This window comes from Bradyrhizobium sp. WSM2254, assembly GCF_000472645.1.
In the GTDB taxonomy this organism is placed as follows: Bacteria; Pseudomonadota; Alphaproteobacteria; order Rhizobiales; family Xanthobacteraceae; genus Bradyrhizobium; species Bradyrhizobium niftali.
Genome location: NZ_AXAB01000065.1, coordinates 22799 through 36428, shown reverse-complemented (window position 1 = coordinate 36428; position 13630 = coordinate 22799). Strand labels below are relative to the sequence as shown.

Sequence of the window (13630 nt, the reverse complement as noted above, 5' to 3'; positions counted from 1 at the left end):
GAACTCTTGCGTGCCATCATCCGGGCCTTCGCCGAAACTGTCCCGGCTCAAAAGATCGCTTAAATCAGCGGTCGTCCGCGTTCTTCACGGAGGACCATCGGGGCGGTCGCAGAGCGGTCGTCATGCCCGGGCTTATCCCGGCCATGACGTCGTGGAGGCTTTTGCGCCCGTTGCCGGGATTAGCGGCGCGCCTACGCCTTCTCCTCCCAGATCATGGCAAGATGGACGATCGTCTGCACCGCCTTTTCCATGTCCTGCCGGCTGACCCATTCGAGGCGCGAGTGGAACGCGTGCTCGCCGGCGAAAATGTTGGGGCAGGGCAGGCCCATGAAGGACAGGCGCGAGCCGTCGGTGCCGCCGCGGATCGCGGTGCGCATCGGCCGCAGGCCGGCGCGGCGGATCGCCTCGATGGCGTATTCGAGGATGTGCGGGTGACGGTCGATCACCTGCTTCATGTTGCGGTACTGCTCCCTGACCTCGAACGTGTAGGTCGAGCGCGGATAGTCCTTCATCACGTCCTTGACGATGTTCTCGAGCAGGATCTCCTTCTCCTTCAGGCCTTCCTCGGTGAAGTCGCGGACGATGAAGGAGAGCGTCGCCTGCTCGAGCGCACCGTCGATGCTGATCGGATGCAGGAAGCCCTGCTTGCCTGACGTCGTCTCGGGCGAACAGCCCTCCTTCGGCAGTCGCTCGACGATGGCGGCCGCGATCTTGATCGCGTGCTCCATCTTGCCCTTGGCGTAGCCGGGATGGGCGCTGACACCGTTGATGGTGATGGTGGCGCCGTCGGCCGAGAAGGTTTCGTCCTCGACAGAGCCCGCGCTCTCGCCGTCCATGGTGTAGCCGAAATCGGCCCCCAACTTCTTGATGTCGACGTTGTCGACGCCGCGGCCGACCTCCTCGTCGGGCGTGAACAGGATCTTGATGGTGCCGTGCTTCACATCGGGATTGTTGATGAAGAAATACGCGGCATCCATGATCTCGGCGACACCGGCCTTGTTGTCGGCGCCCAGCAGCGTGGTGCCGTCGGTGGTGATGATGTCGTTGCCGATCTGGTTCTTCAGCGCGGGATGCTCGGTGAAGCGGATCACCTGGCTGGTATCGCCCGGCAGGGTGATGTCGCCGCCGCGATAGTTCTTCACCATTTGCGGCTTGACGTCCTTGCCGGTGACGTCGGGCGAGGTGTCCATGTGCGAGCAGAAGCAGATCACCGGCACCTTCTTGTCGGTGTTGGCCGGGATCGTTCCGTAAACGTAGCCGTAGTCGTCGAGATGGGCGTCGGCGACGCCCATCGCCTTCAGCTCGGTGACGAGGACGCGGCCGAGATCCTTCTGCTTCTCGGTCGAAGGCGAGCTAGGGGATTCCGGATCGGACTGGGTGTCGATGGTGACGTAGCGCAGGAAGCGCTCGGTCACGGTATGCGAAAAGGTGAGGGAGGACATTTCTGGTCAAACCGCCGGGTCTTTGGGGATGCAGGCGGTATATCAGAAAAGCGGGGCTTTGATGCGGCCGGAACGATGCGGATCAGGCTTAACGAAAAGTAGCCTCAGATCGCTTCCTTCAGTTCCTTGACCGGGCGGAAGACGACCTTCTTGCTGGCCTTGATGTGGATGGCCTCGCCGGTGGCGGGGTTGCGGCCGGTCCGGGCGGCCCGCTTGCGGACCTGGAGGATGCCAAGACCGACGATGCGGACGCGGTCGCCTTTCTTGAGATGCTTGGCGATCAGGTCGACCATGTCGGTCAGGACGGCCTCGGCGTGCTTTTTCGACAGGTCCTGGCTCTCCGCGATGTCAGCGGCGAGGTGCTTGAGCGTGATGGTGGCGGGAGCGGCTGCCTTCTTCGCCGAATCCTTCTTAGCCGAATCCTTTTTAGCCAAATCCTTTTTAGCCATGTCTGGCCTCCTCAATGACGGGAAGCCCCGGAAAAGCCGGTAAAGCGTGGGGATCCCTCTAAGTCCTGGAAGGCGTAGACGATTCGGGCGCGGGCTGACTATGCCACGAGTTCCCGCCGGACGCCGGCAGTGCCGCGAAAGGCGTCGAGGAGTTCGGGCTAAGACTATGAAGGGATTGCCAAAATGGCGCGAGAGACGGGGCTCGAACCCGCGACCTCCGGCGTGACAGGCCGGCGCTCTAACCAACTGAGCTACTCCCGCGTGGTTCGCTGAAAGCGCGCGGAACGAGGGGGGACTTAAAGGCGGGACCTGTTGAAGTCAAGGACGTTGCGCTTCGTCAGGACGCATCGGCTAAGCATTGCTCTGGAAAACGAAAAAGGCCGCCCGGAGGCGGCCAACGGCCAGCCCGGAACAGGGCGTCTCAGCGAATCTCCGACGAGCCCGCGCTCGTCACCACCACCGGCTTGCCGGCCTTGACCACGTGGGTCGACTGGGCGGTCTGGCTGTAATCGGCATTGGTGCGGGCCGCGATCCCGAAACCGGCCACCGCAATGCCGGCCACAAGCGCCACCACCACGATCTTCAGGTGGGTCGCACGATCAGCAGAGTGAATTGAGTGGTTCATCTGAGCCTCCCGACGGGCTTTGCCGCCGTCTATGGCTCTTCTTCTAATGACCGTCTGTTTCCGGATGGTTTCGCGGGTTCCGCAAAATGGTTTCATTAATAAGCCAGGTTGGTTTCGCCGGGCTTATGGCCGAAACTGGCCTCAGGCCGCGGCCCGGCCGATATCCGCCCGGATCGCGCGGGCGGCCCAGACGAACAGCAGGGCGCCCAGCGTGGTCGTGACCGCCGCCGAGAGCAGGGAGTAACGCACGGCGTCTGCGCCGTAACTCCCCTTCAGGGCATCGTTGACCATGCCGACGGCGAGCGGGCCGACGCCCTGGCCGAAGCAGGTCGCGGTCAGCGCGATCAGAGCGGAGGCCAGCGCCCGCATGCTTGGCTTTGCCACGGTCTGGGCGATCGCGAAGATCGGCCCGAGATGGAAGCCGACCAGGAACGAGGTCAGCGCCAGCATCGCCACCATCATCGCGAAATCCTGCGTCAGCATGCACAGCGCGAACACCGGGCCGGCGAGGCTCGAGGTGATTGCGGGCGCCCACAGCTTCCAACGGTCGTCGCTGCGGCTCACTTGCGCCACCACGAAGCCGCCGAGCAGGGTGCCGGCCATGCCGGCCAGTCCCTTGAAGGTGCCGGCATAGGTGCCGATCTCGGCGCTCGACAGATGGTGCACGCGGGCCAGGAACGGCGGGATCCACGCCGCGGTCGCGTAGTTCGTGTAGGTGGTGAGGCAGAAGCCGATCAGCACGATGACGAAGCTCCGCTGCGAGGCCAGGAACCGCAGCGTCGGTCCGAGCGGTTCGGGCACGAAGCTCTCCTGCATGGCGCCGCGCTTCGGCTCGGAGATCGTCAACCACAGGACCAATGCGAGCAGGATGCCCGGCAAGCCCGCGACATAGAACGCCATCCGCCAGCCATAGTGCTGGTTGACGTAGCCGCCGACGAAATAGCCGAGGAAGACGCCGAGATAGGTGCCGATGGCGTAGATGCCGAGCGCGCGCGGGCGCTCGTTCTTGGCGAAGAGATCGGCGACGATCGACTGCGAGGCGGGCGAGCCCGCGGATTCGCCGATGCCGACGCCGATGCGCGCCAGCGCCAGCGAGGTCACGCTCGAGGCCGCGCCGCACAGCGCTGTCATCGCGCTCCAGAACGCGAAGGCCACCGCCACGATGTTGCGCCGGTTGAGCCGGTCGGCGGCGCGCGCGATGGGGATGCCGAGCAGGGAGTAGAACAGCGCGAAGCCGAAGCCTGCCAGCAGGCCCATCATAGTGTCGCTGAGGGCGAACTCCTTCTTGATCGGCTCGATCAGGACGTTGAAGATCGTGCGGTCGAGGAAGTTCAGCGCGTAGATGATGGTGAGCAGCCCCAGCACGTAATAGCGCCGCGCCGAGGGCTTTGCCGCGGTGGTCGTTTGCACCGACACTTGTGACGTCACATCGACCATCGCATCCCCCCAATTTGTCTTTGTTGTCGTCGCCGGTCCAGCCCTTCGTGAGGCTGGCAGGTCAGCCTTCGCGGATGTAATTCCCCGCTTCGAATTCGACCGGTGCAGCACTTGCATCGAATGACACGCCGATCGGGTCGCGATCTGCGTCCATCGCCTCCAGTTGTTCGCTCAGCATGCGCCTGATCATCAGGATGCCGCGGTCGCTCTGGCCGAAATGCTCCTCGGAGTGAACGGTCACCTCGCCCTGGCCGACCTGGGCTTCGTAATCACCCGGGAATTGCTGGTGCTCTTCCTCGGTCATGTCCCACCAGAATTTTCCGTTGAACTTCGAGCGCATGCGGCCGATGTCGCCTGATGTCTTGACGCGGCCGGCGACGTAGATGCGGAACGATGTGTCGTCGATCGGCAGCGTCCAGCCGATCGACTCGACGCGGGCGAACTGCGCCACGCGCGGATTGGGCACGACGCGCAAGGTGGGGAGGGCGGCTTCGGTGACGCGATAGAACACCTTGCCGTCATCCTGCTTGCGGATCGAGCGCACGGCGATCCCGCGCGGCGTCCTGTCGAACTTCACCTCCGGCATCGAGGCCATCATGTCGGTGAATTGCGGGCCCGAGAACGAGCCGTGCAGCACCGGCACGTGATAGGGATCGACCACGTTCTCGAAATGCTGGAGCCAGTTGCAGGGGATCACTGCCGGTCCGCCGCCGCCGATCGAGGAATCGTCCGCCTCGACGAACTCGCCGTCGTCCATGTTTTCGAGGCACTCATAGCGCGGCAGCACCGGGCGTTTCTCGGCCGGGCCCATATAGGCGAAGATCAGCCCGTAACGCTCCTCGACCGGATACCAGGGCTGGCGCACCTTGTCCTTGAACTGGCCGCCGTCGGGCTCGCAGGGCTGCTCCAGGCAGTGGCCCTCGGTGTCGAACTTCCAGCCGTGATAGCAGCAGCGGATGCCGTCCTCCTCGACCTTGCCATAGTAGAGCGTGGTGCCGCGATGGCAGCAGCGCGCGTGCAGGAGACCCGCACAGCCAAGCTTGTCGCGGAACAGCACCAGATCCTCGCCCAGCGCGCGCACCTTCTTCGGGGTGCCGGTGGCATCACCGACGAGCCCGACCGGGTGCCAGTAACGGCGGAGCAGTTCGCCCATCGGCGTGCCGCGCACGACCGAGGTGAGCTCCGTGCGCGTCTGCGCCGGCTTCATCGCATAGGCCGTGCCGAGATCGCGATCCCGCTGGGTGATGGTCATGCTGGTCCTCCCGCTGTGGGCCGTGCTGGCTGGCCTTTTTTGATGTCTTGTCCCCAGTGAAAAATAGTTAGATGACAATGTCAACGATCTTCCAAATGTCTCTTAGTTGCAGCCGGATGAGGTGAGGAGGCGGCCTGCCTTGAGCCTGGGACTTGCTTCGGACTTGCTTCGGACTTGGGCTTGGCAGGCCACCGCTTTCTTGGCACAGGTGGACCATGAACCAGACACCGAGGGACGGGTGGACGACGCCCGAGGCGGACGAGAGCGAGCCGGCGCCGATCACCGTCATGCTGTCGTCGCGGCTGATGGTGCTCGCCAATTTGCTCAAGCGCGGCGCCATCCTGCGCTACAAGCGCCTCACCGGATTGTCTTCCGTCGAGTTCGGTCTCGTCGCCTCGCTCGGCCGGCGCCCGCCGATGAGCGTGGCGCGGCTCGCTGAGGCCGTCGGCCAGGACAAGGGACAGATCAGCCGCGCGCTCGCGAACCTCGTGTCGCGCAAGCTGATCGCGAAGTCGGCAAATCCGAAGGATAGCCGCGAAGTGCTGGTCTCGCTGACCGCAACGGGCCTTGCCGCGCATGATGCGATCGTCGAAGGCGCGCAGGAGCGCAACCGGCGCCTGCTGGAACAGCTGAGCGAAGCCGAGTTCGATGCGCTGCTGCGGCAGATCGATCAGCTCAGCGCGGTTGCCGCCGAGATGCTCGAGGCCGAAAAGAATTCGTGCTGATGTCTCGGCAATCCCCGGAAATGATAGATCGCTTCTAAGAGTCTCTCTAAGAAGCTTTCAATTAGGGAAATCGCGCGCCCTCACATAAGCGTCACCCTCAAACGCATGCCGTGCTGGGACACCACGGCATGACGCATCGAGCATGCAGTTTTGGGGTGGCGCGTTGAACAGTCTTGGAATGCTGCGGTCGGCCGTGTTGGCGACCGCATCCGCTTGGGTCTTGGTGCCGCAGGCATCGCTCGCACAATCGTCTACGCAGGGTGGCGCACAGAGCTTGCCGTCGGTGATCGTCACGGCGCCGGAGGCGCGCCGCCGCGCACCCGCTTCGGCCGTGCACAGCGCGCCGCGGCGGTCCGTGCAGGCCGCCAATCGCAACAAGCCGCAACCGCAGCGCAATGTCGGCTTCGTCGAGACGCCGCGCGGGCCGGTGAATGGCTACGTCGCCGGTCGCAATTCGTCGGGCACGAAAACCAATACGCCGATCATGGAGACGCCGCAGGCGGTCTCGGTGATCGGCGCGGAACAGATCCGCGACCAGAAGCCGAACAAGCTCGACGAGGTGCTGCGCTACACCGCCGGCGTGCGGGCAGGGACCTTCGGCGCGGATACGCGCAACGACTGGTGGCTGATCCGCGGCTTCAAGTCCGACGACATCGGGCTGTTCCTCGACGGCATGCAGCTGTTCTACACGTCCTATGCGAGCTGGAAGCTCCAGACGCCCAACATGGAGCGTGTCGAGGTGCTGCGCGGCCCGTCGGCGGTGCTCTATGGCGGATCGAGCCCGAGCGGCATCGTCAACGTCATCAGCAAGATGCCGCCGGCCGATCCGATCCGCTACGTCGAGACGGGTGTCAACAATTTCGGCAACGCCTATGTCGGCTTCGACGTCGGCGGGCCGGTCGCGACGCAGAGCGGAAACGGCAAGCTGTTCTATCGCGTCGTCGGCCAGGTCCAGAACGGCCCCACCCAGGTCAACTTCACGCCGGACAACAACTACTTCATCGCGCCGTCGGTCACCTGGAAGCCGGATGCCGACACCACCTTCACGGTGCTGGCCTCGGCCTCGAATCAGGACACGCGTGGCATCAACTTCCTGCCCTACCAGGGCACGGTGACCAATGCGCCCTTCGGCAAGATCCCGACCAGCTTCTTTGCCGGCGATCCCAATGTCGACAAGTTCACGCGCGAGCAGGAGATGCTCGGCTACCAGTTCGAGCGCAATCTCAACGACGATCTGACGTTCCGGCAGAATGCGCGCTTCGCCCATGTCGACGTGACCTATCGCGGTTACGTCGGCAATGGTTGGGCCGACGTCAACACGGCCACTCTCAACCGCTACAATTGGTATGCGAAGAACACCGCCAACCAGGCCGATCTCGACAACCAGCTGGAGTATCGCTTCGACACCGGCCCGTTGAAACACACGATGCTGTTCGGCGTCGACCTGAAGGGCTATCAGATTGACGATTACCAGCTCTTCGGGGGCGGCGTGCCCTCGATCAACGTCTTCAATCCCACCTACGGATTGAGCGACATTCCGTTCGCGGGCGATCCGTTCCGAAACTTCCGGATCACGCAGAAGCAGGCCGGTACCTATCTCCAGGACCAGATGAAGCTCGGCAATTTCACGCTGGTGTTGAGCGGCCGCAATGATTGGGTCGAGACCACCCAGGACAAACGCTTTACGGGCGCCACGGTTGCCAGCCGCGACGACAGCAGGTTCAGCGGACGCGCAGGCCTGATCTACAATTTCGACAACGGCATCGCGCCCTACGTCTCCTATTCGACGAGCTACAACCCGGTCATTGGCTTGAATGCCAGCAACCAGTTGCTCTTGCCGGAAACCGGCAAGCAGGCCGAAGTCGGCTTGAAAGTGCAGCCCAAGGGCTTCGATGGCTATTTCACGGTTTCGGCTTTCGACCTGAAGCGCCAGAACGCGCTGACGACCGATCCGTCGAATTCATTGCTGCAGAACCAGACCGGCGAGGTGACCTCGCGCGGCATCGAGCTTGAAGCGGTGGCCAATGTTACGAAGGAGCTGAAGCTGATTGGCGCCTTCACCAGCTATCACATCTTCACCAGCAGGGATCTCGATCCGACGCTGATCGGCAAGACGCCGACCAACACGCCTTCACTCCTGGCGTCAGGATGGGCGGACTACACCTTCAAGGAAGGACCGCTGACGGGGTTCGGCTTCGGCGGCGGCGTCCGCTACGTCGGCTCGTCCTGGGCCGACACCGCCAACACGCTCGAAGTTCCCGCGGTGGTTCTCGGCGACCTCGCGCTCCACTACGAATGGCAGAACTGGCGCACGGCGCTGAACGTGATCAACCTGACCGACAAGATCTATGTCGCAAGTTGCGCCTCGGCCTCGTCCTGCTTCTACGGCGACCGCCGGCGCATCACCGCCAGCGTCTCCTACAAATGGTGAGGCAAACGACGAGGAGGCGAGGGCAGGCCAACGTGAAGCTGCGCCTGTCGGGCCTCGGACCGGCCTGATCTTGGCCGTCTGTCTGCTTCGCTGACTGATACCGCCGATCTTCCACCGGGAGATCGATGAGCTGCCGGGCGATGCCCCCCGGCCCGGAGCTCATGCGAGCGCGGCGCGTGCGACGCCCCCGGCAAGTCGCCGACGCCGCGCTCGCGGCCGGTCCGGGTGCGCCAGCCGACGCATTCGCCGGACGAGCCCCGGTCCCGTCGTGATGCATGGCTCGTCTGACCGTCGCGCCTGTGGATACGTGTCTTTCTTGCACCGCGGTCGCGACCATCACCGGCTCCCCTGGCTGTGCCGCTCCGAGGAAGGCGCAGCCAGTATGTCGCCCGGATGACGCTGGGCGCCTGTCCTCGTTGTAGATTTTGCTGCGCGGCCTCGATAAAGTGAGCTTCCCCAACAGCGGATAGCACCGCCGAGCGCACTTGGACTGATCGGGATCGCCCTTGCTGGGGCGGTCGATCTGCTCCATACCAGCCGCGGGGTGATTCCGGGATTTCTACCGTTCTGGGGCGGCAAAGGGCCTAAAAAGAGCGTGTCTTGCGCCCATTGGTGCACTGCGCTAAGGCTCAGAATAATTCCAAATCGGGACGAATCCGCGGCTCCCCCGACGTCGCGGGAAAAAGGGCTCGCCAATGAGCGGCATTCTACAGAACTATCTTCCACTCGTTGTCTTCATAGGGGTAGCGGGCCTCATCGGCCTCGTGCTGCTGATCGCGCCTTTCATCGTGGCGTTCCAGCAGCCGGACCCGGAAAAGCTGTCGGCGTATGAGTGCGGTTTCAACGCCTTCGACGACGCCCGCATGAAGTTCGACGTCCGCTTCTATCTGGTCGCCATCCTCTTCATCATCTTCGATCTCGAGGTGGCGTTCCTGTTTCCCTGGGCGGTGGCGTTCGGCAAGCTTGGCGCGACCGGCTTCTGGTCCATGGTGGTGTTCCTCGCCGTGCTGACGGTCGGGTTCGCCTATGAATGGAAGAAAGGGGCACTGGAATGGGATTGAACCCTGCACCGTCCGCCGGTCCGGTTCTCGCGCCGGCCCCCAAGGGCATTCTGGATCCGTCGACCGGCAAGCCGGTCGGGGCCAATGATCCGTTCTTCCTCGAGGTCAATTCGGAGCTGTCCGACAAGGGCTTCTTCGTGGCCGCGACTGACGACCTCATCACCTGGGCGCGCACCGGCTCGCTGATGTGGATGACTTTCGGTCTCGCCTGCTGCGCGGTCGAGATGATGCAGGTGTCGATGCCTCGCTACGACGTCGAGCGCTTCGGCTTCGCGCCGCGTGCCTCGCCGCGTCAGTCCGACGTGATGATCGTTGCGGGTACGCTCACCAACAAGATGGCCCCGGCGCTGCGCAAGGTCTACGACCAGATGCCCGAGCCGCGCTACGTCATCTCGATGGGCTCGTGCGCCAATGGCGGCGGCTACTATCACTATTCCTATTCGGTCGTGCGCGGCTGCGACCGCATCGTGCCGATCGACATCTATGTGCCGGGCTGCCCGCCCACGGCGGAAGCGCTGCTCTATGGCGTGCTGCTGCTTCAGAAGAAGATCCGGCGCACCGGCACCATCGAACGCTAAGGTTTTACGTCATGGACGATGGCAAGCTCGACGCCCTTGGGCAAACGATCGTTAGCGCGCTTCCGGGCGCGGCCACCGGTCATTCGGTGGCCTTCAACCAGCTGACGGTGGATGTCGAGGCCAGCAAGATCGTTGAGGTGGTCAAGTACCTCCGCGACGATCCAAGCTGCCGCTTCGTCAACTTCACCGACATCACGGCGGTGGACTATCCGGATCGCGAGAAGCGCTTCGACGTGATCTACCACTTTCTGTCACCGACGCTGAACACGCGGATCCGGCTCAGGGCTCAAGCCGACGAGACCACCCAGGTGCCGTCGCTGATCGATGTGTTCCCCGGCGCGGACTGGTTCGAGCGCGAGGCCTACGACCTCTATGGCGTATTCTTCGTCGGCCATCCCGACATGCGCCGCATCCTCACCGATTACGGTTTCGAGGGCCATCCGCTGCGCAAGGATTTCCCGACCACCGGCTTCGTCGAGGTCCGCTACGACGACCAGGAGAAGCGGGTGGTGTACGAGCCTGTCAGGCTCAACCAGGAATTCCGCAAGTTCGATTTCCTCTCGCCGTGGGAAGGGGCGGACTATCCGCTTCCCGGTGACGAGAAGGCGGGGCCGAAGGTCTGACCATGAACGAGCAACCCGAAAACCTCCGCAACTTCACCATCAATTTCGGCCCGCAGCATCCGGCGGCGCACGGCGTGTTGCGCCTGGTGCTGGAGCTGGACGGTGAGGTGGTCGCGCGTGTCGATCCCCATATCGGCCTGCTTCACCGCGGCACCGAGAAGCTGATCGAGCAGAAGACCTATCTCCAGGCGATCCCTTATTTCGACCGGCTCGACTACGTCGCGCCGATGAACCAGGAGCACGCCTTCTGCCTCGCCGCGGAAAAGCTGCTCGGCATCGAGGTGCCGCGCCGCGGCCAGCTGATCCGCGTGCTCTATTGCGAGATCGGCCGCATCCTGTCGCATCTGCTCAACGTCACCACGCAGGCGATGGACGTCGGCGCGCTCACCCCACCGCTGTGGGGTTTTGAAGAGCGCGAGAAGCTGATGGTGTTCTACGAGCGCGCCTCGGGCAGCCGCATGCATGCGGCCTTCTTCCGCGTCGGCGGCGTGCATCAGGACCTGCCGCAGAAGCTGGTCGACGACATCGAAGCCTGGTGCGATCCGTTCCTCAAGGTGGTTGACGACCTCGACCGGCTGCTCACCGCCAACCGTATCTTCAAGCAGCGCAACGTCGACATCGGCGTGGTGCCGCTGAAGGAAGCCTGGGCGTGGGGCTTCTCGGGCGTGATGGTGCGCGGCTCGGGCGCGGCCTGGGACCTGCGCAAGTCGCAGCCCTATGAGTGCTACGCCGAGATGGATTTCGACATTCCGATCGGCAAGAACGGCGACTGCTACGACCGCTATCTGATCCGCATGGAAGAGATGCGCCAGTCGGTGCGCATCATGAAGCAGTGCATCGAGAAGCTGAACGCGCCTGAGGGCAAGGGCCCCGTCGTCGTCGAGGACAACAAGGTCGCGCCGCCGCGCCGTGGCGAGATGAAGCGCTCGATGGAAGCGCTGATCCACCACTTCAAGCTCTACACCGAAGGCGTCCGCGTGCCGGCCGGCGAGGTCTATGCCGCGGTCGAGGCGCCCAAGGGCGAGTTCGGTGTCTATCTCGTCGCCGACGGCACCAACAAGCCCTACAAGTGCAAGATCCGCGCGCCGGGCTTTGCCCATCTCCAGGCCATGGATCACATCTGCCGGGGCCATCTGCTCGCCGACGTTTCGGCGATCCTGGGTTCGCTCGACATCGTGTTCGGAGAGGTCGATCGGTGATGGCGCAGGCGCCAATCCAGTTTGACCGCGCCTCGGGGGCCCTTGAAGGGGCCAACCTGTGGGAGCGGACGGCTGCCTTGGCGCTGGTGACGGGATCGAAGATCTCGTCGCACTTCTCGCATATGGGCTACATCGCCTGCGCGAACCTGCTGCGGAAAACGCTGCCCGACCGCAACATCGCGATCAAGCTCAATCCCGACGCCGTGTTCGAATTCCCTTATGGCGACGGCTATTGGAGCAAGCTGCTCAACCGCACCTATAACTATGAGGACGAGCTGGAGCTCCTGTTCGCCGACTCCATCGACGTCGACTACACGCTGCTCGATTGCGGCGCCAATTACGGCTACTGGTCGGTGCTGGTGTCGAGCAGGCCGTTCGGCTCGCACAAGGCGATCGCGATCGAGCCGTCGGGGCAGAACTATCCGAAGCTCGCCAACAATGCCCGCGTCAACGCTGGCCGCTTCGAGACCCTGAAATGCGCGATCGGCGCCGCTCGCGGCACCGCGCGGCTGTCAGGCACCAAGCACGAGGCCTTCAGCATCGCCGGCGATCCGTCGTCGGGCGGCGAGGAGGTGCCGGTCATCGCGCTGGACAACCTCATCGACGACGGCAAGGTTGCGGCGAGTGGCAAATACCTGATCAAGCTCGACGTCGAGGGCGTCGAGATCGAGGCGATCAAGGGCGGCGCCCGGCTGCTTGAGACCGACAGCGTCATCATGTGCGAGGAGCACGGCAGCGACCGCAGCCACGCAGTGTCGCGCTACATCCTCGAACAGACCCCGCTGAAGCTGATCGTGTTCGATCCGCGCAGCAACCGGATGGAGACCGTGAGAGAGCTGTCGATCCTCGACCGCATCAAGGTCTCGACCCACGTCGGCTACAACGTTTTCGGCACCGCAAGCGCATTCTGGCAGGACAGGATCGATGCCCTGAATGCCAAGACTCTGAATGCCAAGACCACGCGCCGCATGCAGTGAGAGATTAAGAGATGTCCGTCCGCCGATTAGCACCGAAGGAAGTCCAGCCCGCGAGCTTTGCGTTCACGGAGGAGAACCTCGCGTTCGCCAAGCAGCAGATCGCGAAATATCCGGCCGGGCGCCATGCCTCCGCGGTCATCGCCATCCTTTGGCGCGTCCAGGAGCAGCACGAAGGCTGGGTGTCGGAAGCCGCCATCCGCGCCGTCGCCGACTTGCTCGACATGCCCTATATCCGCGTGCTCGAGGTCGCGACCTTCTACACGATGTTCCAGCTCGCCCCCGTCGGCAAGAAGGCCCACGTCCAGGTCTGCGGCACCACGCCGTGCCGCCTGCGCGGCGCCGAGGACCTCATCCACGTCTGCGAGCACCGCATCCATCACGAGCCCTTCCATCTCTCCAAGGACGGCAATTTCAGCTGGGAAGAGGTCGAGTGCCTCGGCGCCTGCGTGAACGCGCCGATGGTGCTGATCGGCAAGGACACCTATGAGGACCTGACCAAGGAGAGCTTTGGCAAGGTGCTCGACGGCTTTGCCTCCGGCAATCCGCCCAAGCCCGGTCCGCAGAACGGCCGTCAGTTCTCGGCGCCGAGCACCGGGCCGACCACGCTGAAGGAGATCACCTGATGCGGGATCTCTCGTCGCCGGCAGTGGAGGGGAGCGGTGCCATGAAGAAGTGGGGCTTCATCGGGATGCATGCCGCCGTGGCGGCCATTTTCATCTTCCTGCTTCAGCGTTTCAGCCTGAACGCGTCGCTGGAATCCAGCCTGCTCTGGGCGCTGACCTTCGCCGTCTGCGCCGCCGGACTTGCCTACAAGCAGTCCAATCGTTGATC

Annotated in this window: 14 protein-coding genes and 1 tRNA gene; 9 read left to right on the top strand and 6 right to left on the bottom strand. The window is 63.7% G+C overall.

Annotated elements, in window-relative coordinates; translation table 11 throughout:
- Window positions 1–191 precede the first annotated feature (191 nt).
- The 6 genes from pepT to A3M7_RS0135165 all read right to left on the bottom strand — a co-directional run bounded on the left by pepT (window position 192) and on the right by A3M7_RS0135165 (window position 5205).
- Window positions 192–1442 (bottom strand): peptidase T, encoded by a 1251-nt coding sequence (gene pepT, locus A3M7_RS0135190; protein ID WP_027548112.1) that lies wholly within the window; start codon window positions 1440–1442, stop codon window positions 192–194.
- Between the two features lie 104 nt (window positions 1443–1546).
- Window positions 1547–1891, bottom strand: a complete 345-nt coding sequence (locus A3M7_RS0135185; RefSeq protein ID WP_049823889.1) for an HU family DNA-binding protein — start codon at window positions 1889–1891, stop codon at window positions 1547–1549.
- Between the two features lie 184 nt (window positions 1892–2075).
- A tRNA-Asp gene (locus A3M7_RS0135180) sits at window positions 2076–2152 on the bottom strand.
- Window positions 2153–2312: 160 nt separating this feature from the next.
- Complete coding sequence (locus A3M7_RS0135175) at window positions 2313–2516, bottom strand: hypothetical protein (RefSeq protein WP_027548110.1); 204 nt, start codon at window positions 2514–2516, stop codon at window positions 2313–2315.
- A gap of 141 nt (window positions 2517–2657) precedes the next feature.
- A complete protein-coding gene (locus A3M7_RS0135170; RefSeq protein ID WP_027548109.1) occupies window positions 2658–3953 on the bottom strand; it encodes an MFS transporter in 1296 nt (431 codons plus the stop codon).
- A gap of 61 nt (window positions 3954–4014) precedes the next feature.
- Window positions 4015–5205, bottom strand: a complete 1191-nt coding sequence (locus tag A3M7_RS0135165) for an aromatic ring-hydroxylating dioxygenase subunit alpha (RefSeq protein WP_027548108.1) — start codon at window positions 5203–5205, stop codon at window positions 4015–4017.
- Between the two features lie 215 nt (window positions 5206–5420).
- Between A3M7_RS0135165 and A3M7_RS0135160 the strand changes: the two genes are divergently transcribed.
- From A3M7_RS0135160 to A3M7_RS0135120, 9 genes are all read left to right on the top strand, one after another.
- Window positions 5421–5930: a MarR family winged helix-turn-helix transcriptional regulator gene (locus A3M7_RS0135160; RefSeq protein ID WP_027548107.1), complete on the top strand. Its 510-nt coding sequence runs from the start codon at window positions 5421–5423 to the stop codon at window positions 5928–5930.
- A gap of 178 nt (window positions 5931–6108) precedes the next feature.
- Window positions 6109–8361: a TonB-dependent siderophore receptor gene (locus tag A3M7_RS0135155; protein ID WP_027548106.1), complete on the top strand. Its 2253-nt coding sequence runs from the start codon at window positions 6109–6111 to the stop codon at window positions 8359–8361.
- Between the two features lie 695 nt (window positions 8362–9056).
- Window positions 9057–9422, top strand: a complete 366-nt coding sequence (locus tag A3M7_RS0135150) for an NADH-quinone oxidoreductase subunit A (protein ID WP_008136158.1) — start codon at window positions 9057–9059, stop codon at window positions 9420–9422.
- The gene (locus A3M7_RS0135145) at window positions 9419–10000 is read left to right on the top strand and encodes an NADH-quinone oxidoreductase subunit B family protein (protein WP_371090238.1); all 582 of its coding nucleotides are present in this window, start codon (window positions 9419–9421) and stop codon (window positions 9998–10000) included. Before A3M7_RS0135150 ends, A3M7_RS0135145 begins: the two co-directional genes overlap by 4 nt.
- An 11-nt stretch (window positions 10001–10011) precedes the next feature.
- Window positions 10012–10623, top strand: a complete 612-nt coding sequence (locus A3M7_RS0135140) for an NADH-quinone oxidoreductase subunit C (protein ID WP_027548105.1) — start codon at window positions 10012–10014, stop codon at window positions 10621–10623.
- Between the two features lie 2 nt (window positions 10624–10625).
- Window positions 10626–11822 (top strand): NADH-quinone oxidoreductase subunit D, encoded by a 1197-nt coding sequence (locus tag A3M7_RS0135135; protein WP_027548104.1) that lies wholly within the window; start codon window positions 10626–10628, stop codon window positions 11820–11822.
- Entirely contained in the window at window positions 11822–12799 is a 978-nt protein-coding gene (locus A3M7_RS0135130) for an FkbM family methyltransferase (RefSeq protein WP_027548103.1), read from the top strand. Before A3M7_RS0135135 ends, A3M7_RS0135130 begins: the two co-directional genes overlap by 1 nt.
- 11 nt (window positions 12800–12810) lie before the next feature.
- Window positions 12811–13422 carry an NADH-quinone oxidoreductase subunit NuoE gene (gene nuoE, locus A3M7_RS0135125; protein ID WP_027548102.1) on the top strand — a complete coding sequence of 204 codons (612 nt, stop codon included), beginning with the start codon at window positions 12811–12813 and terminating at the stop codon, window positions 13420–13422.
- Complete coding sequence (locus tag A3M7_RS0135120; RefSeq protein WP_027548101.1) at window positions 13422–13628, top strand: hypothetical protein; 207 nt, start codon at window positions 13422–13424, stop codon at window positions 13626–13628. The genes nuoE and A3M7_RS0135120 overlap by 1 nt, the downstream gene beginning before the upstream one ends.
- The last annotated feature ends 2 nt before the right edge of the window (window positions 13629–13630 follow it).

Bases quoted from the DNA above. Each gene is read 5' to 3' on its own strand.
- pepT (WP_027548112.1), bottom strand. From the start codon at position 1,442: ATGTCCTCCCTCACCTTTTCGCATACCGTGACCGAGCGCTTCCTGCGC.
- A3M7_RS0135185 (WP_049823889.1), bottom strand. From the start codon at position 1,891: ATGGCTAAAAAGGATTTGGCTAAAAAGGATTCGGCTAAGAAGGATTCG.
- A3M7_RS0135175 (WP_027548110.1), bottom strand. From the start codon at position 2,516: ATGAACCACTCAATTCACTCTGCTGATCGTGCGACCCACCTGAAGATC.
- A3M7_RS0135170 (WP_027548109.1), bottom strand. From the start codon at position 3,953: ATGGTCGATGTGACGTCACAAGTGTCGGTGCAAACGACCACCGCGGCA.
- A3M7_RS0135165 (WP_027548108.1), bottom strand. From the start codon at position 5,205: ATGACCATCACCCAGCGGGATCGCGATCTCGGCACGGCCTATGCGATG.
- A3M7_RS0135160 (WP_027548107.1), top strand. From the start codon at position 5,421: ATGAACCAGACACCGAGGGACGGGTGGACGACGCCCGAGGCGGACGAG.
- A3M7_RS0135155 (WP_027548106.1), top strand. From the start codon at position 6,109: ATGCTGCGGTCGGCCGTGTTGGCGACCGCATCCGCTTGGGTCTTGGTG.
- A3M7_RS0135150 (WP_008136158.1), top strand. From the start codon at position 9,057: ATGAGCGGCATTCTACAGAACTATCTTCCACTCGTTGTCTTCATAGGG.
- A3M7_RS0135140 (WP_027548105.1), top strand. From the start codon at position 10,012: ATGGACGATGGCAAGCTCGACGCCCTTGGGCAAACGATCGTTAGCGCG.
- A3M7_RS0135135 (WP_027548104.1), top strand. From the start codon at position 10,626: ATGAACGAGCAACCCGAAAACCTCCGCAACTTCACCATCAATTTCGGC.
- A3M7_RS0135130 (WP_027548103.1), top strand. From the start codon at position 11,822: ATGGCGCAGGCGCCAATCCAGTTTGACCGCGCCTCGGGGGCCCTTGAA.
- nuoE (WP_027548102.1), top strand. From the start codon at position 12,811: ATGTCCGTCCGCCGATTAGCACCGAAGGAAGTCCAGCCCGCGAGCTTT.
- A3M7_RS0135120 (WP_027548101.1), top strand. From the start codon at position 13,422: ATGCGGGATCTCTCGTCGCCGGCAGTGGAGGGGAGCGGTGCCATGAAG.